Origin of the sequence: Solibacillus merdavium, from assembly GCF_014836935.1 — a bacterium.
Lineage (GTDB): Bacteria > Bacillota > Bacilli > Bacillales_A > Planococcaceae > Solibacillus > Solibacillus ferritrahens.
The window spans coordinates 149,569-168,733 of sequence record NZ_JACSPW010000005.1 but is presented as its reverse complement, the minus strand read 5'-3'; the positions used below and the strand labels follow the sequence as shown (position 1 = coordinate 168,733).

The following is a 19,165-nucleotide window of genomic DNA, read 5'->3' as shown; positions in this document are numbered from 1 at the left end:
AATGGTAAAAAAGGGGAAATTATGAAAAAAACAATCTTTATAACGGGTGCTACAAGCGGCATCGGACGAATTACGACGGAAATGCTTGTAAAGGCGGGGCATACGGTCTATGCAACCGGACGAAACGAAAGTGCATTAAAATATTTGGAAAGTATCGGGGCAATCGCATTTAAAGCGGATTTACGGATTCCTACTGATATAGATTATGTAATATCCAAATTACCGGCGATAGATGTAGCGATATTAAATGCGGGACTGGGCTATTTTGAGAGCGCGGTGAATCTATCCGATCAGGAAATCGATACAATGCTCGATGTCAATGTGCGTGCACCTATCCATTTAACGAAAAGATTGGCACCTGTCATGATTGAAAAAAACAGCGGTCATTTTATATTTGTTGGTTCGCAGGCAGGGAAGGTTGCAACAACAAAAGCGAGTGTATATGCAGCGAGTAAACATGCAATAACAGGTTTTGTGAATGGCCTTCGATTGGAGCTTAGCGATCACAACATATTTGTTACAGGAATTTATCCTGGTCCAATTGATACGCCTTTTCTTCAAAAAGCGGATGCATCCAACGTTTACCGTGATGCAATTGAGAAGTTTTTAATTCAACCGGAAAAGGTTGCTTTTGAAATAGTGCGTGCCATTGAGAAAAAACCACGTGAAGTGAACTTACCTCGTATCATGGGGGTAACGAGTAAGCTGTATGCAGTAGCACCTGTACTCGTCGAATTATTAGGAAAAGGATTTTTTAATAAGAAATAAGGAAGTTATGTGAATTCTATTGAATGTATTTTTATAGAATTCACTTTTTAAATTCATGCAAATATTAGCATTTTTATGCAAAAACGAGTAAGTACTGAAACCATGAAAATAAATGTTTTTTGATAGTACAAAAAACTCTAAAATTTTATATAAATGCAGTTGCGTTTATTTTTATAACATGGTACTATTCGTGTATAAACTTTTATTACATTGTATAAACATACATCATTTGGAGGCAATTAACATGGCAAACAAGAAAGTCGTATTAGCATACTCAGGTGGTCTTGATACATCAGTAGCAATTCCATGGTTAAAAGAACAAGGTTGGGACGTAATTGCAGTATGCCTAGATGTAGGTGAAGGAAAAGATCTTGAATTTATTAAAAACAAGGCACTTCAAGTGGGTGCTGTTGAATCATATATGATTGATGCAAAAGATGAATTTGCGGAAGAATATGCACTAATCTCATTACAAGGTCATACATGGTACGAGCAAAAATATCCATTAGTATCTGCATTATCTCGTCCATTAATTTCTAAAAAATTAGTTGAAATTGCAACTGAAACAAACGCAGACGCTGTTGCACACGGTTGTACAGGTAAAGGGAATGACCAAGTACGTTTTGAAGTATCGATTAAAGCGTTAAATCCTGATTTAGAAGTTTTAGCACCTGTACGTGAGTGGGGCTGGAGCCGTGATGAGGAAATCGAATACGCTGCAAAACATGGTGTGCCAATCCCGGCAACAATCGATTCACCATTCTCAATCGACCAAAACTTATGGGGTCGTGCCAACGAAGCAGGCGTAATGGAAGATCCTTGGGTAGCACCACCTGAAGAAGCATATGGCTTAACAGTATCGGTAGAAAATGCGCCGGATACTGCAGAATATGTGGAAATTGAGTTCGTTGAAGGTAAACCAGTTTCTATTAATGGTAAAGAAATGAAACTAGCGGATTTAATTGAAGAATTAAATAAAGTTGCAGGTAAACATGGTGTTGGCCGTATTGACCACGTTGAAAACCGTTTAGTTGGTATTAAATCTCGTGAAGTATACGAAATTCCAGGTGCAAAAGTGTTACTTACTGCGCATAAAGAGTTGGAAGATATCACATTAGTAAAAGAGCTTGCACATTTTAAGCCAATCATTGAACATAAATTATCAGAAATCATTTATAACGGTCTTTGGTTCAACCCGATCCGTACAGCGTTGGTAGCATTCTTGAAGGAAACGCAAAAGTACGTAAATGGTACAGTACGTGTGAAATTATACAAAGGCCATGCAATTGTTGAAGGCCGTAAATCAGCAAATTCTTTATACTCTGAAGAATTAGCTACGTATTCTAAGCACGATAAATTCAACCATGCATCGGCTGTTGGCTTCATCGAACTATGGGGTATGCCAACTGTTGTTGCTTCTGAAATTGCAAAAAATACGAAACAAACAGTAAAATAATCAAAATATATTGAAGTGAGCGATTCGGTTCCCGAGTCGCTTCTTCTTTTAACTTCAATTAATAAGAGCTATTGCTCATATCGGAGGTTAAAGCCTCTATTAAATACAATGATATCGAGGCAAAACGGATAAGGAGAGAAATCATTATGGCAAAATTATGGGGCGGACGTTTCCAAAAGTCAGCGGAAAGCTGGGTAGACGAGTTCGGAGCATCAATTGGCTTTGATCAGCAATTAGTATTGGAAGATATTGAAGGTTCTGTAGCACATGTAACAATGCTCGGTGCACAAAATATTTTACCTGCTGAAGATGTAACGAAAATTTTGGCCGGTTTAGCACAATTAAAAGTAAAAGCAGAAGCTGGCGAATTGGAATTCTTAGTTGCGAATGAAGATATCCATTTGAATTTAGAAAAAATGCTAATCGATTTAATTGGACCAGTAGGAGGAAAACTACATACTGGGCGTTCTCGAAATGACCAAGTTGCAACAGATATGCATTTGTTTTTAAAGAAACGTGTACCTGAAGTTGTTGGATTAATTGAGAATTTCCAAAAAACAATCATTGCGCAAGCCGAAGACAATATCGAGACAATCGCACCTGGCTATACGCATTTACAGCGTGCACAGCCGATAAGCTTTGCTCATCATTTAATGGTATACTTCTGGCAATTAGAGCGTGATAAAGAACGCTTTATCGAATCGATGAAGCGCATTGATATTTTGCCTTTAGGTGCCGGTGCGATGGCAGGAACGACTTTCCCGATTGATCGTCTTAAATCAGCGGAACTACTAGGTTTTTCTCAAGTTTATGCCAACTCAATGGATGCGGTAAGTGACCGTGATTTCATCGTGGAGTTTTTATCGAATTCGGCATTATTAATGACACACTTATCTCGTTTTGCTGAGGAAATTATTATTTGGTCAACAGATGAATTTAAATTCATTGAGCTGGATGATGCGTTTTCAACAGGCTCATCCATTATGCCTCAAAAGAAAAATCCGGATATGGCAGAACTGATTCGTGGTAAAGCAGGACGTGCATTCGGTAATTTAGTCGGTCTTTTAACGGTTTTAAAAGGAACGCCATTAACGTACAACAAAGATATGCAGGAAGATAAAGAAGGCATGTTTGATACGATGGAAACGGTACTTGGCTCTCTTAAAATATTTGAAGGAATGGTACGCACAATGGTCGTGAATAAACCACGTCTTCATAGTGCAGTTCATTCAGACTTCTCCAATGCGACAGAGCTGGCTGATTACTTAGCGACAAAAGGGATGCCATTCCGTGAAGCGCATGAAGTAACTGGTAAACTCGTATTTACATGCATCCAACAAGGGATTTATCTATTAGATTTACCTTTAACTGAAATGCAAAAGGAATCTGCTTTAATAGAAGAGGATATTTATGAAGTGCTAGCTCCAGAAGCAGCAGTACGTCGTCGTAATTCACTTGGTGGCACAGGCTTTGAGCAAGTTGCCAATCAAATTGAAATTGCTAAAACACACTTAAAATAATGCATAAAAGATGCTCTGTAATCATAAAAATTATGGAGCATCTTTTTGCTATCTCCAGCTCTCAATTTAAATCTTTTGCCTACATTAAGTTTTTTTTAGAAAGTAGGTTTTTTTTGAGTTATAATATTAGTCATCTTAACAAGAAAGGTGAATGAAAGTGACCAATTCTAAATCTTCTCAAACCTGGGCAATTACGTTGTTTGCCATAGGTGTTTTTATGGCCGCTCTTGATAATGGAATAATTAGCGCGGCTTTAACGACAATTAATCAGTCTTTCAATGTGGAAGCAAACTGGGGAGCATGGGGGATAACGTTATATACACTCGGATTGGCAATTAGTGTACCAATTGTAGGTAAGCTTTCAGATCGTTACGGTCGGAAAAAGTTATTTATCGTGGAGATTGCACTATTTGGTCTCGGTTCGTTACTTGTAGCGCTTAGTCCTAACTTTACATTTTATTTAATTGCCCGGTTTATTCAGGCTATGGGCGGCGGTGGTATTTTCATTATCGGTACCTCTTATGTTGTTAGTACATTGCCTGCTGAAAAACAAGGGAAAGCTCTCGGTATGCTTGGCGGGATGAATGGTATTGCTGCCGTTTTAGGTCCGAATATCGGAAGTGTTATTTTGGATTTAACAGGTAGCTGGCACTGGTTATTTTTAATCAATGTTCCGATAGCTGTATTCCTTGTCATTATGGGCATCACAAAGCTAGAGGAAATTAAAGATCCTACACCTGGAAAGCTCGATATGACAGGCACCGTGCTATTATCGATTGCTATTTTAGGAATCATGTACGGGTTAACAAATATTACAGGGCTTAATTTCTTTAAATCGTTATTGGCGACAGACGTATATCCGTTTTTATTAGCTGGAATTATTATATTAATTATTCTTTATTTCTATGAAACCCGCTTGGAACGAAAGGGTGGCGACCCGATATTACCGGTGTCATTAATGCGTCAGCCAACGTATTTACTAACATTATTACTTGGGCTTTTATCTGGAGCAATGCTTGCTGCGATGATCTTCATTCCCGCATTCTCAGAGCAGGTTATGGGCATTAAATCCGAGCATGCCGGTTATTGGATGACACCACTCGCAATAGCAGCAGGTATTGGAGCGGCAGTTGGTGGTATATTAGTCGATAAACGCGGTCCGATTTTAGCTGTATTATTTTCAGGAATTGTTGCTGCAATAGGGTTTTTCCTGTTCCCGGCATGGATTGATGCAAAATGGCAGTTTGTCATCGCATCGATCATTGGCGGTGTAGGTATGGGGGTTCTATTAGGTGCACCTTTAAATATTTTGGCGACTGAGAAATTGCAAACAAATAAAGGGACTGCACTTGCCTCGTTATCATTAATCCGTACGATCGGGATGACAATTGCTCCAACGATCTATGCAGGCTTCATTGCACGAGGGTTTAGTGAAATCCCAACAATCTTTAAAACAGATTTCCAATCGATTTTACAAAATAATGTTCAACAAGCCAATTTAACCGAGGAAGCGACAGCCGAGCTTGCGCAAATTGGTAGCCAGTTTGCAGGTAGTGCAGAGTTTTCTGAACAGCAGATGATGGGCATTGTACAAAATATTCAGGATCCCGCATTAAAGAATGCTGTTTTGAACTCGGTGAATGAAGTGACTACAATGGCTGCGCAGAGCGGTTATAGTGGATTGTTTTATTCGGCTGTTGTTATCGCAATATGCATTTTTGTGACGGGTCTAATTTTAAAGCCGATACGAAATAAATCTTTACAACATTAAAATAATTGGTTTACATTAATGACTTTAGGGTAATTTAATTATAGACTCATGCAAAGCCTGTATGGGTGTGAAGTCTCTCCCCCAATAGTAGACTTGAAAAAATGTCCTTTTTGTATAAAAGGGCATTTTTTTCGTCATTTTAAGTAGGGGTGCTAAAATCACTGATAAATTATAGATAATAAAAGTTCGTTTCAGTTATAATTACCAGTAAGAGGATGAAACTTTTCACTTGTTTTGACGTAAATACTAATAGTACATAGAACGGGGGAGTTAACGATGAACGAAAATCCATTATTTGAAGATTTAAATAAGCGTACAGAGCAGGACACAACGCAAACGACGGATTTAGTGGAACAACCGCAAAAACAGCTTGTATCCGAACAGGAGCTTTCACAGATTCGCCAGCGTCAGGAGCATTTAAAACAACAGCCGCAAGTTCAGCAGCTGGCTCAGAAAATTGATGTAAAAAATCAAATTGCGGTGTTGGAATTTGGGAAAGAAACAGCACAGGGCATTTCTAAGTTTTCGGACCGTATGCTTGCAACGATTAAACAAAGCAATTTAGAAAAATCAACGACATTACTGAATAATTTAAATAAAATTATGGACCGCTTTGACCCACAGGATTTCCAGGAAGAACAGAAAAAAGGCTTCCTAAAAAAACTGTTTTCAAAAAGTAAAGAGCAGCTGGAACGCATCCTGTCAAAATACGATTCGATGAATAAAGAAGTGGATGTTGTCTACAACGAAATTCAAAAATACGAAGTTGAAATGAAAAGAAATACAATTCAACTCGAGCAAATGTATGATGAAAACTTAAATTATTTCCATTCTTTAAGTGAGCATATTGCTGCAATTGATATAAAGGTAAATGATTTGCGTCAACAAGTACCCGCTTTATCGGCTAAAGCGGATGCAGGGGATCATGAAGCTATTATGGAGCTTGAGACGATTACACGTGGAATTGAGCTGTTAGAGCAGCGTGTCTATGATTTGGAAATGGCTCAGCAAGTATCGTTCCAGTCCGCTCCACAGATCCGCTTGATGCAGCAAGGCAATAATCATCTGATCGGGAAAATCAACTCGGCATTTGTTACAACGATTCCAATTTTTAAGCAAGGGCTCATTCATGCTGTTACAATGCAGCGTCAAAAGCTCGTATCTGATTCCATGGCTGAATTAGACCGCCGTACAAATGAGATGCTTGTACGGAATGCAGAAAATGTTCGTCAAAATTCAGTGAACATTGCCCGACAAGCTGGAAGTCCAAGCATTAAAGTGGAAACAATCGAAACAACTTGGCGTACAATTATTGCCGGAATTGAAGAAACGAAGCAAATTCAGGCAGAAACAGTCCGAAATCGTGAAGAGGGCCGTAAAAGAATCGAGCAGCTGCAACTTGAATATGAAAAATTAAAAACGCTTTAAAAAGTATTTGGAAATCGGTTATTTTGCTGGCAAGCAAAGTAACCGATTTTTTTTATCACCGCCCTTTGCAAAATGTTACAATTTAGTTTATTCTTATAACATAGTAAGTTTATCGGAATAAAAGGATTGGAGATGGGATAAAATGAATGCCTTATATGAACATACGAAACAATATTTGAATCAACTTAATGAAATACCTTCTTTAGCATCCCTTACGTACAAAGAAGCGAGAGAAATACGCGCTAAATTGCCGAAGAAAGAAGCGAAACTTGCCGATTTAGCAAAGATTGAAGATCGCTCTATCTCTATGCGTGATGGTGCAGAAATTGGCATTCGTATTTACACACCTCATGGAAACGGGCCATTTAATATCATAATGTATTACCATGGCGGCGGGTGGGTTTTAAATGACTTGAGTACGTGTCATGAAAGTTGTTCACGCTTAGCTTTTACTACTGGTCAGATTGTCGTATCAGTCGAATATCGATTGGCACCTGAGCATCCATTTCCGATACCTGTCTATGACTCATTTGATAGTTATTTATGGGTGGTGCAGCACGCTGAATCTTTCAATGGCAATGCGCGGAAAATCTCGGTAGCAGGGGATAGCGCTGGGGGAAATTTAGCAATTGCGGTTTGTCAATTAGTTTCACAATCTAGCGAGCTTCAGCCGATTCATGCACAAATTTTATTATATCCTGTTACTGACTTGAGCTTTCATTCGAACTCCTATAAACTGTTTGAGAAAGGATTTGGTCTTGATAAAGATGTAATGCAATGGTTTAGCCGTTATTATATTTCATCTAGTCATGATGCTCAAAATCCACTTGCTGCACCATTGCTATTAAAGGACTTTTCAAACTTTCCGGAGACTTTAATTTTTGCTGCTGAGTATGATGTTCTTCGAGATGAAGCTTTACTATTTGGTGAGAAGTTATCAGTAATGGGAACGCCTACGAAAAGCATTATAATGGAAGGAATTGTTCATAGTTATTTCACACAAAATCATGTTTTTCATGAAGAAATTGCCTGTACAATTCAACATATAGAAGCCTTTTTGAATGATTTATAGGGGGAATATTGTGCAAGCTTTAAGTCGCAAATTTACTATTGCACTCATTACAACATTTTTATTTAGCTTTGCATTGGCGGTTGTCAATTATTTTACAGCTTCAGAAAAAGATTTATCATTTAGCACGCTAATATTAACCTTTATCGTGTTAAGCGCACCGATGTTTTTGCTCGTGGGTGTAATGACATCGTTCGTTTTTGAAAAGTTTATTCGTTCGCTGAAAATGAAATGGTTTAGTTATATCATCATAGGTGCTACTTTTACTATGCCATATGCGATTTATCTTTTTGAAGGAGCCGATTTGTTTCGTTTCTCCGTAATCGGTGCAATAGGAGCTGCTTTATTTTGTGGAATCCATATTATTTTTAATAAATATTTTTATAAAATTTAATAGATATAGACTAGTAAATAGTCGAGTAGTGTAAGGGTATAATAAAGGTTTTTGGACTTTTGTTATACCCTTTTTTTAATTTTCTGAACTTGTTTAATAAGGGGTTAATTTGGTGAAATTGGGTAAATAACATAATAAATTACTCAATACTTTAAGAAGCTAAAATTTTAAAAACAGCAAGTATCGGCTTGACGGAAAGGAAGACAAAAATGGAATTAAATTTAATGAAAATTGATGAGTTTCTAAAAATGTCAAAAAGTGTAATACGTAGAGCAAATGAGAGGGACGTATTAAGTATAAAAAATGAGCTGCTTATTTTATTGAATGAAAAAACGGAATTAGTAGATAAAATGCATATTCGGAAATTAATAAATGAAATTCAATTTTTAAATGTATTTGTCGTAAAAGACGACTATGAAAAAACTGTATTTTCCTATGAACCCCCAAAATACTATTCACCCCGAGTTACAATCAAGGAAAGCGGCTGGATTGAGCTAATTAAATAATAAATCTTATATTCATATAACTTTTATAATGATAAAATTTCCTTATGCAACGTTTAAGGAAAGAAGGTTTTATTTTGGAACGATTGAAAGGCATAGCTATGATTATTTTCGGATCAATGTTTTGGGGAGCAACAGGTCCGATGATGGAATGGATGCTGGATGAAACGGCCATGACTGCTGATTTTATGCTGGCCATTCGTTTAATAATTGCCGGCATTTTTATTTTAAGTATTATAGCTATGCAAAAAAAATCGATTTTTTCGATATGGAAAAGTAAATACTGGTCAACTCAGCTAATCATTTTTAGTTTAGTGGGGATGGCGGGGTTACAATATACTTTCGTCAAATCCATTGAAGTGAGCAATGCGATTATTGCTACGTTGCTACAATTTTTAGCCCCTATTTTCATTATTGTGTATACCTCAATTATATTTAAAGCATTCCCTGCACGAAGCCAGGTAATCGGCATAACGGGTACATTATTTGGCTTATTCTTACTGCTTACAAACGGTTCTGTGTCGAATTTGCTTGTTAGTGGTGAAGCGCTGATATGGGGGTTGTTTTTAGGCTTTACGTATGCATTTTATACACTGTATCCAGCGAGGTTAATGGCTGAAGTTGGCGTTATTGTCATTATTGGATGGGGAATGATTGTGAGCGGTCTAATTTTTACCGTAAAGGCACAGCTTTGGAAAAGTGATGAATGGGGTTTATTATTGGATCCTAATATCGTTTTACTGATTATTTCCATGAGTATTTTTGGGTCGTTAGCCTATATTTTATTTTTAACAAGTCTAAAATACATAACACCTGTTGAAACGAGTATTTTATCCAGTTTCGAGCCTTTAACAACGATGGCAATTTCCGTTGTTTGGCTTGGTTCTACATTATATAAATGGCAGTATTTCGGAATTTTATTAATGCTCCTATTTATTACTTATTTATCCATTGCGGGGACAAAAAAATCATCATCCACGAATGTCTAAGTGTATAACGCTTAGGCATTTTTGGGTATAGGTAAGGAAATGTGAGGTGTATTTATGGAAGCGAAGGACTATTTTAGCCTGCACGAACAGGATATTAAGGATGATATTAAACGCTTAGTATTGGCAGATTCTCCCTCTCAAAACAAAGAGCTTTTAGATATTTGCAAGGAAGTGATCCAGTCGAAATTTTTTAAATATTTTCATATTAAAGCGACTGAATTTGCGATGGAGCATAATGGGAATCATTTGCGTTTTGAAATAGGCGAAGGGACAGAACAAGTCTTAATGATTGGTCATTATGATACTGTATGGGATGCGGGCTCCTTACCATACCGAGAAGAGGATGATAAGATTTTCGGACCTGGTATTCTCGATATGAAATCTGGTTTAGTAAGCGCCATCTGGTTTTTCAAATATGTTCAAAAAATGAATTTCCCGTTAAAACGCCGGGTTGTATTTTTTCTGAACAGTGATGAGGAAATCGGCAGTCCTACTTCAAGAGCCTTAATTGAAGAAGAGGCTAAAAAGTCCGTTGCGGCATTTGTTTTAGAGCCGGCTGTTGCTGTGTCAGGCGAATTGAAAATTGCACGTAAAGGGACATCCCGATATTTAATTAATATAAAAGGACTCGCATCGCATGCAGGGAATAATCCTCGTGATGGGGTTAGTGCAATTACAGAGGCTGCACGGCAAATTTTAAATATTGAGGCATTAAACGATTTCGAAAAAGGAACGACATTAAATGTCGGAATGGTACAGGGCGGAGGGAAATTAAATGTCATTCCGGATGAGGCACATCTTGGAGTGGACGTTCGATCGGTTACAAAATCCGAACAGGAAAGAATAGACGATTACTTCGAAAAATTAGAGCCTTATAATAGCCGCACACAGATCGATATCGACGGGGGCATTAATCGTCCGCCAATGGAACGGGATAAGGAAAGTGAAGAGCTTTTTGAAATTGCGCAAGGTGAGGCAGAGGAACTAGGATTTGAAGTAGAGGACGCAGAAGTCGGCGGAGCAAGTGATGGCAACTTCACATCGGTTCATACCCCGACATTAGACGGTCTCGGACTTGTCGGTGATGGCATTCATGCAGAACATGAACATATTATTAAGGACAAGATTGTTGAACGGTTTGCACTGTTAACAAACACTTTACTGGAAGTAGTAAATGAATGATTGGAAATATGTAGTTTGTAATAAGCGAATTTGATAAGCTATGAATAGATGCAGAAGTTTATACACTATAAGCTTTTGCTTTTTTTATACGAGTAAAGGAGGGTATTCATGCATTATATAAAAAAAGAACAGGCAATTTATGCAATGGATAAAAACAATGAGCCCGCTATGACTGTTAACAATGGCGACCGTATCGTGTTCGAAACTTATGACTGCTTTACAAATCAAATACAAAGTGAAACGCAGTCTGTAAGTAAATTGGACTGGAATCAAATTAACCCCGCAACCGGCCCGGTCTATGTAAATGAGGCAATGCCTGGTGATGTGCTAGAGGTATTCATTGAAAAAATTGATATTGGTGATACCGTTACATTAATGACGGGACCTGAACTCGGTGTTCTAGGTGATGAATTAACGGAAATGACGATTAAACAGGTGAAGATTCAGAATAATCTAATTAAATTTACGGAAAATATAGAGATTCCTTTAAACAAAATGATTGGTGTTATCGGTACAGCACCTATTGGCGAAGCAATCAGTTGCGGTGTTCCTGATGTACATGGCGGGAATATGGATACGACAGCTATTACGGAAGGCACGACACTGTATTTACCTGTCTATGTAGAGGGGGCATTGTTGGCCCTTGGAGACTGCCATGCGGCAATGGGAGATGGAGAAGTGTCGGTTTGTGGTGGAGAAGTGCCGGCAGAAGTAACGGTCCGTGTGCGTGTGTTAAAAAACTGTCCAGTTCCGACGCCGTTTTTAATTCGAGACGGGCATTTATCGACAATCGCATCTAAGCACACACTGGATGAAGCAGCAGTCGATGCAACAAAAAATATGGTGAAGGCTGTCTTGGCGTATACTTCATTGAAAAAAGATGAAGCGATCCATTTACTATCATTAGCAGGTAATTTAAAAATTAGTCAAATAGTGGACCCAAATAAAACGGCGCGTATGGAGTTGCCGATCCGTTATTTAGCATCGCTTAATACTGAGGAATGGCTATGACTGTAGAATTATTGGCGCAGTGGATGAAGCAATCGAATAGTACAGTGGTGCTGACTGGAGCTGGAATGTCTACGGAGTCGGGTATACCGGATTTCCGTTCCCAATCGGGGTGGTGGCAAAATATTGACCCTCGTACAGTCGCAACAACAGATAGCCTCCAAAAAAATTACACATTATTTCGGGAATTTTACCAAATGAGGATTCAGGCGCTGAGAGAGTGTTCCCCGCATAAAGGACATCACATTTTAGCGGATTTGGAAAAGCGCGCTCTTATTTCATTAATTGCTACACAAAATGTTGACCAGCTCCATCAGCAAGCGGGGAGTAAAAAAGTAGCGGAACTGCACGGAAATATTATGACGGCACGTTGCCAAAAGTGCAACAAGCCACATGCTAAAGAGCAGTTTTTAAATAATGCGATTTGCACATATTGCTCAGGTAAATTGCGTCCGAATGTTGTGTTGTTTGGGGAAACATTGCCGATGGAGGCATGGAATCGCTCATTAAACGAAATTCAAAATGCCAAGCTAGTCATTGTAATAGGGACAAGCTTAGAGGTATACCCTGTTAATCAGTTACCGCAGATGGCTAAAGGAAGGCTTGTGTATATTAATCTGGATCAATCCTCTGACAGTGGACAGTTTGATTTAGTATTGGAAGGTACAGCGGGCGAAATTTTAGCGGAATTGGATCAAGCGTTGGAAGGTTATTGGAAGGGGTAAAAACAGGCTTGTAATATTTGAAGAGGGTGGAACAGAAGTAGAAATTTAATGGAGAAGCCTCTTATTAAGAAACGGATATTTTATAAAATTGATTGGAATGGAGGGCGACTCCAGCGGGAACAGCACGACGCCTGAGACTACAGGCTCAGGCCGTGCCCGCGGAAAGCGTCCCGGAATGGAAATCAATTTTTACACATAGCAAAATAATGCCGTTTTTCTCTCAGAGAAAAATGGCATTATTGGTTTTGCCTCAACCTCTATATTTTTATAAATCTAGATTAAGCATCTGCACATAATACAAAGCTATTTAATGACAAAACAGCTTCTTGCTGTTCATTCATTAAGTAAGCAAAGCTTTCTACTAATGTTTGAATTTTGGCAGGAACTTGCGGGAATTCATTGAGAAGGTAATTGCTATAATCCACTTCCCATTGACCATCTTGCAAGTAGCTCGCATCAACCATCTGTTCATTCGTAATCGTGAACTCTGTACTTTCTAGTATTTTTTTGATATGTGATTTATGAAATAGATTCTGGATATTGCCATCATCTTCAATAAACGCTGTATATAATGCTAAAATATTTGCTGCGCAGAAATGTGCCCGCTGACTAGGCATCGTATAATCAATGTCCCACTCCGCAAAACATACTCGTTTCGCTACAGTCCGTATTTTCTGCATGTAAGCTTCCAATATTTCAGTACTTTGAAAATACCAAGAACAATGAGATAAAACAACGACATCAAATTGTTCTTCAATATGAAACTGTAGAAAATCTGTTTCGTAATAAAAATCGATAATCTGTCCTAGAGGAGATTTTGCGATCGTTTCCGATGCTTCTCCTAATGTAATGGGCGCACCGTATTCTTTAGTTGCAATATCAATGGCTGTAACTTGCCCGGCAGGTCCAACGGCATCAGCAAGTACAACGGTTGTATCCCCTTGACCACATCCGATTTCTAATATCCTCATACCTTTTTCCAATTGAAAAGCTCGTACAAGTTCAAGACGATGCGTTAATTGAGTCCGTTGAATTGTATCGTCTCCAATAATTTTCATGCAGTTTAGTATATGTTCCATTTTTTCCAGCTCCAATTATCTTTAATGATATTGAGCTATTAGTTGAAAGCTCAATATTGAACTACGTTAACTTTCATAAACTTGACTACCATCAATTCATCGACTCCTTTTCCTCTGTTCATTAAATCATTTTCCTGTCTATTGGAGCAATGTTTATTTGAAGAAAGTATAAAAATCAGGGGAAAAAGACATAAAACCGAACAATTCTGATAAACATTAAAAAATAATTCGTTTTTAGTTGACATCGCTTTCATTATTTTGTAAAGTAACAAATGACGAATGATTATGTAAAAACAAATAAAAATGTTCGTGTTTAGGAGTGTTGAAAATGGTAGATACAGTTTTCGATTATGAGGATATTCAATTAATACCAGCAAAGTGTATAGTAAAAAGTCGCACAGAGTGTGATACTGCTATTACATTAGGAAACCATACATTTAAAATTCCAGTTGTACCTGCAAATATGCAGACGATTATTGATGAATCATTAGCTGAGAAGCTTGCTGCTGAAGGTTATTTTTACATAATGCACCGCTTCCAGCCGGAAAAGCGTGCAGAATTTATTCGCAGCATGCAGAAGCAGGGCTATATTGCTTCGATTTCGGTTGGCGTAAAAGATGAAGAATATACATTTATTGAAGAATTGAAAGATGCCCAGCTTGTACCGGAATACATTACAATTGATATTGCCCATGGTCATTCAAATCAAGTAATCGAAATGATTGGACATATTAAAAAGCATTTACCGAATAGCTTTGTTATTGCAGGAAATGTTGGGACGCCTGAAGCTGTTCGTGAGCTTGAAAATGCAGGCGCGGATGCTACTAAGGTAGGTATTGGACCAGGTAAAGTTTGTATTACTAAGATTAAAACAGGATTTGGTACAGGTGGCTGGCAATTAGCCGCACTTCGTTGGTGTTCAAAAGCTGCTACGAAGCCAATTATTGCTGACGGCGGAATTCGTACACATGGTGATATTGCAAAATCGATACGTTTCGGTGCATCAATGGTTATGATTGGTTCACTGTTTGCAGGTCATGAGGAATCACCAGGTCAAACGGTTGAAATTGATGGCAAGCAAATGAAAGAATATTTCGGTTCGGCATCGGAGTTCCAAAAAGGTGAGCGCAAAAATGTAGAAGGCAAGAAAATGTATGTCGATTCTAAAGGGTCTATTTTTGATACATTAACAGAAATGGAGCAGGATCTGCAGTCTTCCATCTCTTATTCAGGCGGTAAAACATTGGCGGCGATTCGCACGGTTGATTATGCAGTAGTAAAAAACTCAATTTTCAATGGCGATCGCATTTAATATTAATTAAATTTTCAGATAACTATTGACTTCTTTGGAAATTGTCGTTAAACTACATTTCAAGACAATAGTTAAGCAATGAATGGAAATAGTAAATAGCCTGTATACTTTTAGAGAGCCAGTGTGTGGTGGAAACTGGCAGATACAACTATTGAACTCGTCCATGAGCTACGACCTGAAAATGAGTAGGGAAGTCGGCAGTCACCGTTAAAAGACTAGACATCAATTGTCGTTAAGTGGAACGTTTCAGCAATGAGCGTTCAATTTAGAGTGGTACCGCGAGTTCAACCTCGTCTCTATCGTAGTGGATAGAGGCGGGGTTTTTTATTTTGAGCTCCTGTTTGTTGCATTGAAATGAATAAAAGATGAAAAGGGGAAATGAAAATGAGCAGAAAAATTTGGGTTTTTGATACGACATTACGTGATGGCGAGCAAGTGCCTGGGGCTAAACTGAATTTATACGAAAAAGTTGAGATTGCCCAGCAATTAAAAAAGCTTGGTGTTGATATTATTGAAGCCGGTTTCCCAGCATCTTCACAAGGCGATTTTGATGCAGTACAGGCAGTTGCAAAAAAAGTAGGAAACAGTTCAGACATCATGATTACTGCATTGGCACGGGCTGTAAAAGATGATATTGATTCGGTATACAATGCGGTGAAATATGCACACAATCCGATGATTCATATGGTGCTTGGCACATCGGACATACACGTAGAAAAGAAATTCAGTAAATCAAAAGATCAAATTCTGCAAATTGGTATCGATGCAGTGAAATATGCAAAAACACTTTTACCACAAGTTCAATATTCCACAGAAGATGCATCCCGTTCGGATTTTGAGTATCTTTGGAAGACGATTGAAGCCGTCATGAAAGCTGGAGCGACGATGATTAACGTACCCGATACAGTCGGTTATGCAGAACCGGAACAGTGGGGTGAAATGATTGCGAAATTAAATTACCGCATGAAAAATTTAGACGACTCGGTACTACTTTCTGTACACTGTCATAATGACCTTGGAATGGCTACGGCCAATACATTGGCAGCCATTAAAAATGGCGCGGATAAAGTGGAAGTAACGATGAATGGTATTGGGGAACGCGCAGGTAATGCTGCGCTGGAAGAAGTAGTGATGGCCATTAAAACGCGCGGTGATGTTTATGATGTGTTTACCGATATTAATACGAAAGAAATTATGAATACATCCCGCATAGTTTCAAGCTTTATGGGTCTTGATGTGCAAGTAAACAAAGCAATCACGGGAGACAATGCATTTGCACATTCTTCCGGTATTCACCAGGATGGTCTGTTAAAATCCCGTGATGCGTATGAAATCGTGCATCCGGAAGATGTTGGACTGGAAGATATGGAATTAATATTAACGGCAAGATCAGGACGTCACGCTGTTAAAAATTCACTTTCCAAATTAGGGTTTAATGATTTTAACGATGAAGAATTTGAAGGGGTATTTGCGGATTTCCTAAAGCTGGCTGACTCGAAAAAAGAAGTTTATGACCATGATTTATATGTCATTGTTGAAAATTACTATGAGAAATCGGAAAAGAATAATCCGAGTAAAGAAACATTCTCAGATCAATTTTATGATATTGAAGATCTGCAGATTATTTCAAATTCGACATTCCCTTCTGCCAGTGTGAAAATTCGACGTGGGGAGGATGTATTCAAATCAAGCGCAGTCGGTTCTGGACCGGTTGATGCACTGTACTCAGCCATTGCGGATGTAACAGGCATTCAAGTGAAGCTTATTGAATACAATATCAGCTCTGTATCGCGCGGACAGGAGGCGTTAGGAAAAGTAAAAATCATTGTCGAGCATAATGGTGAAAAATACATCGCAAAAGCGGCAGATACAGACATACTAAAAGCCTCTGCATTAGCCTATATTAATGCGATTAATAGTATCATCGTAGCAAGAATAGCACCGCAGCCTCAAGTGACGATCGCGACGGTATAATATATATTATTGGAAAAAAGTGGATTTTTTATTATATAAAGTAAGAGTTATTAAAAAGCTGATACTCTATGAATTGATTGGAGTAAAGGGGCGAGTGTAGCTGACGGCTATCGCCTTTCGCTACAATCAAAGCTTCCTACGGGAATAGCGAAATTATTTATGCGACGAGTAATCGCAGGAGCACCGACAACTGAGACTACAGGCTCAGGCCACGCCCGTGGAAAGCATCCCCGGATTGAAAAGCAATTCTAGCAAATCAAGAAAAATATCCATTTTCTCTGTGAGAAAATGGATATTTTTCGTTATGTCCCAGGTTGGTTCTTATTTATTAAACTGCTCCATCAACAAACGATAACTGTTTAAACGTTGGTCAATTGTATAGAGATTACAGTTAATCATCGCTTCATCAAAGCCGAAATACTCCTGCTCCTCTTTTATCTGATTGGCAACTTCCTCTGCTGAACCGATTAACATAAGAGGACGGTTTTGTTGAAGAATCATTTTATCCATTTCCGTTAATGCGTAGTCATTCGCTTCTTCAGGAGAAAGTACGTTCAGCAGTTTGCCCCGCATTAAATTCAACCGGGTGATTTGCATTGGCATAGATAAGTATTCAGCTTCTTCTGTCGTTTCGGCAACACTGACAGCATATGTCGTAATGATATTAGGTTGTTCCATAAAATATGAAGGTTGGAAACTATTTCGATAGACATCAAAAATAGATTTCGACATTTGTCCATTGAAAAATTGAGCAAAAGAATAGCCAACACCGGCTTCTCCTGCCTGTTTCGCACTTTGTCCACTAGAGCCGAGCAGCCAACTTTGAGGGAGCTCTACTTTAAATGGGACAGCGACCACATTATCATAAACAGCTTCACCAGTCCGTTGTTCATTCATTAAACGTAAAATAATCTCAAGCTTATCATATTGCTCCGTTAAATCGGGTCTGCGTCCGCTAGCAAGGGCAGTCATAGCAGGCATATCCCCACCAGGTGCGCGTCCTGCACCGAAATCAATTCGCCCAGGCGCTAATGCAGCCAATGTTTTAAATACTTCCGCTACCTTAAATGGAGAATAATGCATCATCATAATGCCGCCTGTTCCAACGCGAATACGGTCAGTCTTCGCAGCAACATAAGCAGCAGTTACTTCAGGTGCTGAGCTTGCAAGCGATGTTGTATTGTGATGTTCAGCAAACCAAATTCGCTCATAGCCTAGCTCATCGCCAAGCTGAGCGAGTTTTACTGCATTTGCAAGGGCTTCTGTTGAAGACATCCCTTTGGATATAGGTACTTGATCTAATATACTAAGTTTCATTCAGTTCACCTCAACTATTCGATACTATTTACGATAACGAAATAGAGGCGGAATGTAAAATTATTGGCCTTTAACATATGCTTTTATTAATGCTAAACGCTCTCGTATACGAGATTTCGTGTTGACTACTTTCGGAGTGGGCGCTGCCAAAACATCTGCTTGCAGGCCGACTTTTTCTGCAAGTATGACAGCTCGCTTTAAATGGAAATCATTTGAGATAATCGTAATGTTTGTCACTTCGTCAGGCAAAAGTTCCTTCGCGTACAATAAGTTTTCGTAAGTCGAGGTGGATTGGTCTTCAAGCATAATTCTATTCTGATCAATACCATGTTCTATTAAATAAGCAGCCATGACAGATGCTTCTGTTCGATCCTCATCTGCACCTTGACCCCCAGTAACAATCGCTTTAACAGAGGGGTGCTTTTGTAAATAGTCCAAGGCCACATCCAGTCGATTCTTTAAAGAGAGGGAAGGTATACCACCTGGCTTAACTTTTGCGCCTAATATTACGACATACTCATTTGAACCGTCTGCCTCGTTTTTCAGTGCAGCGTCCATTTCGTTCCCAAGCCAGAAATAAATCAGGATTAATATTAAGATAATAATTAATAGTGCAAAAATGACTCTTTTCAAAAAAATCCCCCCTTTCAATATAATACGACGCCTAAAG

The 19,165-nt window shown here is 38.6% G+C and carries 17 protein-coding genes and 1 other annotated feature; of the genes, 14 read left to right on the top strand and 3 right to left on the bottom strand.

All coding sequences use genetic code 11. The features are described from left to right. The first annotated feature begins 21 nt into the window (after window positions 1-21). From H9632_RS07445 to H9632_RS07390, 12 genes are all read left to right on the top strand, one after another. A complete protein-coding gene (locus H9632_RS07445) occupies window positions 22-768 on the top strand; it encodes an SDR family NAD(P)-dependent oxidoreductase (RefSeq protein ID WP_191703482.1) in 747 nt (248 codons plus the stop codon). A 244-nt stretch (window positions 769-1,012) separates the two neighbouring features. Beyond that, window positions 1,013-2,224, top strand: a complete 1,212-nt coding sequence (locus tag H9632_RS07440; RefSeq protein WP_191703481.1) for an argininosuccinate synthase — start codon at window positions 1,013-1,015, stop codon at window positions 2,222-2,224. Window positions 2,225-2,370: 146 nt separating this feature from the next. Next, window positions 2,371-3,744, top strand: coding sequence for an argininosuccinate lyase (argH, locus tag H9632_RS07435; RefSeq protein WP_191703480.1), 1,374 nt, complete (start codon window positions 2,371-2,373; stop codon window positions 3,742-3,744). Window positions 3,745-3,895: 151 nt separating this feature from the next. Next, window positions 3,896-5,515 (top strand): MFS transporter, encoded by a 1,620-nt coding sequence (locus H9632_RS07430; protein WP_225223728.1) that lies wholly within the window; start codon window positions 3,896-3,898, stop codon window positions 5,513-5,515. A 276-nt stretch (window positions 5,516-5,791) separates the two neighbouring features. Further along, window positions 5,792-6,943, top strand: a complete 1,152-nt coding sequence (locus H9632_RS07425) for a toxic anion resistance protein (protein WP_225223727.1) — start codon at window positions 5,792-5,794, stop codon at window positions 6,941-6,943. A gap of 142 nt (window positions 6,944-7,085) precedes the next feature. Next, a complete protein-coding gene (locus tag H9632_RS07420; protein WP_191703478.1) occupies window positions 7,086-8,015 on the top strand; it encodes an alpha/beta hydrolase in 930 nt (309 codons plus the stop codon). Between the two features lie 10 nt (window positions 8,016-8,025). Further along, window positions 8,026-8,406, top strand: coding sequence for a hypothetical protein (locus tag H9632_RS07415; RefSeq protein WP_191703477.1), 381 nt, complete (start codon window positions 8,026-8,028; stop codon window positions 8,404-8,406). Window positions 8,407-8,615: 209 nt separating this feature from the next. Then, window positions 8,616-8,912: a cytosine deaminase gene (locus H9632_RS07410; RefSeq protein ID WP_191703476.1), complete on the top strand. Its 297-nt coding sequence runs from the start codon at window positions 8,616-8,618 to the stop codon at window positions 8,910-8,912. A gap of 74 nt (window positions 8,913-8,986) precedes the next feature. After that, window positions 8,987-9,898 carry a DMT family transporter gene (locus tag H9632_RS07405; protein WP_191703475.1) on the top strand — a complete coding sequence of 304 codons (912 nt, stop codon included), beginning with the start codon at window positions 8,987-8,989 and terminating at the stop codon, window positions 9,896-9,898. Between the two features lie 54 nt (window positions 9,899-9,952). After that, a complete protein-coding gene (locus H9632_RS07400; RefSeq protein ID WP_191703474.1) occupies window positions 9,953-11,080 on the top strand; it encodes a M20 family metallopeptidase in 1,128 nt (375 codons plus the stop codon). A gap of 108 nt (window positions 11,081-11,188) precedes the next feature. Further along, a complete protein-coding gene (locus H9632_RS07395) occupies window positions 11,189-12,091 on the top strand; it encodes an acetamidase/formamidase family protein (protein ID WP_191703473.1) in 903 nt (300 codons plus the stop codon). Beyond that, on the top strand, window positions 12,088-12,813 hold the full coding sequence (locus H9632_RS07390) for an SIR2 family NAD-dependent protein deacylase (protein WP_191703472.1): 726 nt from the start codon (window positions 12,088-12,090) through the stop codon (window positions 12,811-12,813). Before H9632_RS07395 ends, H9632_RS07390 begins: the two co-directional genes overlap by 4 nt. Window positions 12,814-13,091: 278 nt before the next feature. On the opposite strand, the gene H9632_RS07385 is transcribed toward H9632_RS07390, so the two are convergent. Next, window positions 13,092-13,892, bottom strand: coding sequence for a class I SAM-dependent methyltransferase (locus H9632_RS07385; protein WP_191703471.1), 801 nt, complete (start codon window positions 13,890-13,892; stop codon window positions 13,092-13,094). 328 nt (window positions 13,893-14,220) lie between these two features. Between H9632_RS07385 and guaC the strand changes: the two genes are divergently transcribed. Next, window positions 14,221-15,204 carry a GMP reductase gene (gene guaC / locus H9632_RS07380; RefSeq protein WP_191703470.1) on the top strand — a complete coding sequence of 328 codons (984 nt, stop codon included), beginning with the start codon at window positions 14,221-14,223 and terminating at the stop codon, window positions 15,202-15,204. 69 nt (window positions 15,205-15,273) lie between these two features. Beyond that, window positions 15,274-15,505: a binding site (T-box leader), on the top strand. A gap of 83 nt (window positions 15,506-15,588) precedes the next feature. Next, complete coding sequence (locus H9632_RS07375; protein ID WP_191703469.1) at window positions 15,589-17,178, top strand: 2-isopropylmalate synthase; 1,590 nt, start codon at window positions 15,589-15,591, stop codon at window positions 17,176-17,178. A gap of 321 nt (window positions 17,179-17,499) precedes the next feature. Here the strand turns inward: H9632_RS07375 and H9632_RS07370 are convergent, their stop codons facing one another. Both H9632_RS07370 and H9632_RS07365 read right to left on the bottom strand, forming a co-directional pair. Then, on the bottom strand, window positions 17,500-18,495 hold the full coding sequence (locus H9632_RS07370) for an LLM class flavin-dependent oxidoreductase (protein WP_191703468.1): 996 nt from the start codon (window positions 18,493-18,495) through the stop codon (window positions 17,500-17,502). A 60-nt stretch (window positions 18,496-18,555) separates the two neighbouring features. Further along, on the bottom strand, window positions 18,556-19,128 hold the full coding sequence (locus H9632_RS07365) for a YdcF family protein (RefSeq protein ID WP_191703467.1): 573 nt from the start codon (window positions 19,126-19,128) through the stop codon (window positions 18,556-18,558). Window positions 19,129-19,165 lie beyond the last annotated feature (37 nt).

Bases quoted from the DNA above. Each gene is read 5' to 3' on its own strand.
- H9632_RS07425 (WP_225223727.1), top strand. From the start codon at position 5,792: ATGAACGAAAATCCATTATTTGAAGATTTAAATAAGCGTACAGAGCAG.
- H9632_RS07370 (WP_191703468.1), bottom strand. From the start codon at position 18,495: ATGAAACTTAGTATATTAGATCAAGTACCTATATCCAAAGGGATGTCT.
- argH (WP_191703480.1), top strand. From the start codon at position 2,371: ATGGCAAAATTATGGGGCGGACGTTTCCAAAAGTCAGCGGAAAGCTGG.
- H9632_RS07440 (WP_191703481.1), top strand. From the start codon at position 1,013: ATGGCAAACAAGAAAGTCGTATTAGCATACTCAGGTGGTCTTGATACA.
- H9632_RS07400 (WP_191703474.1), top strand. From the start codon at position 9,953: ATGGAAGCGAAGGACTATTTTAGCCTGCACGAACAGGATATTAAGGAT.
- H9632_RS07420 (WP_191703478.1), top strand. From the start codon at position 7,086: ATGAATGCCTTATATGAACATACGAAACAATATTTGAATCAACTTAAT.
- H9632_RS07430 (WP_225223728.1), top strand. From the start codon at position 3,896: ATGAAAGTGACCAATTCTAAATCTTCTCAAACCTGGGCAATTACGTTG.
- H9632_RS07390 (WP_191703472.1), top strand. From the start codon at position 12,088: ATGACTGTAGAATTATTGGCGCAGTGGATGAAGCAATCGAATAGTACA.
- H9632_RS07395 (WP_191703473.1), top strand. From the start codon at position 11,189: ATGCATTATATAAAAAAAGAACAGGCAATTTATGCAATGGATAAAAAC.
- H9632_RS07385 (WP_191703471.1), bottom strand. From the start codon at position 13,892: ATGGAACATATACTAAACTGCATGAAAATTATTGGAGACGATACAATT.
- H9632_RS07375 (WP_191703469.1), top strand. From the start codon at position 15,589: ATGAGCAGAAAAATTTGGGTTTTTGATACGACATTACGTGATGGCGAG.
- H9632_RS07445 (WP_191703482.1), top strand. From the start codon at position 22: ATGAAAAAAACAATCTTTATAACGGGTGCTACAAGCGGCATCGGACGA.
- H9632_RS07410 (WP_191703476.1), top strand. From the start codon at position 8,616: ATGGAATTAAATTTAATGAAAATTGATGAGTTTCTAAAAATGTCAAAA.
- guaC (WP_191703470.1), top strand. From the start codon at position 14,221: ATGGTAGATACAGTTTTCGATTATGAGGATATTCAATTAATACCAGCA.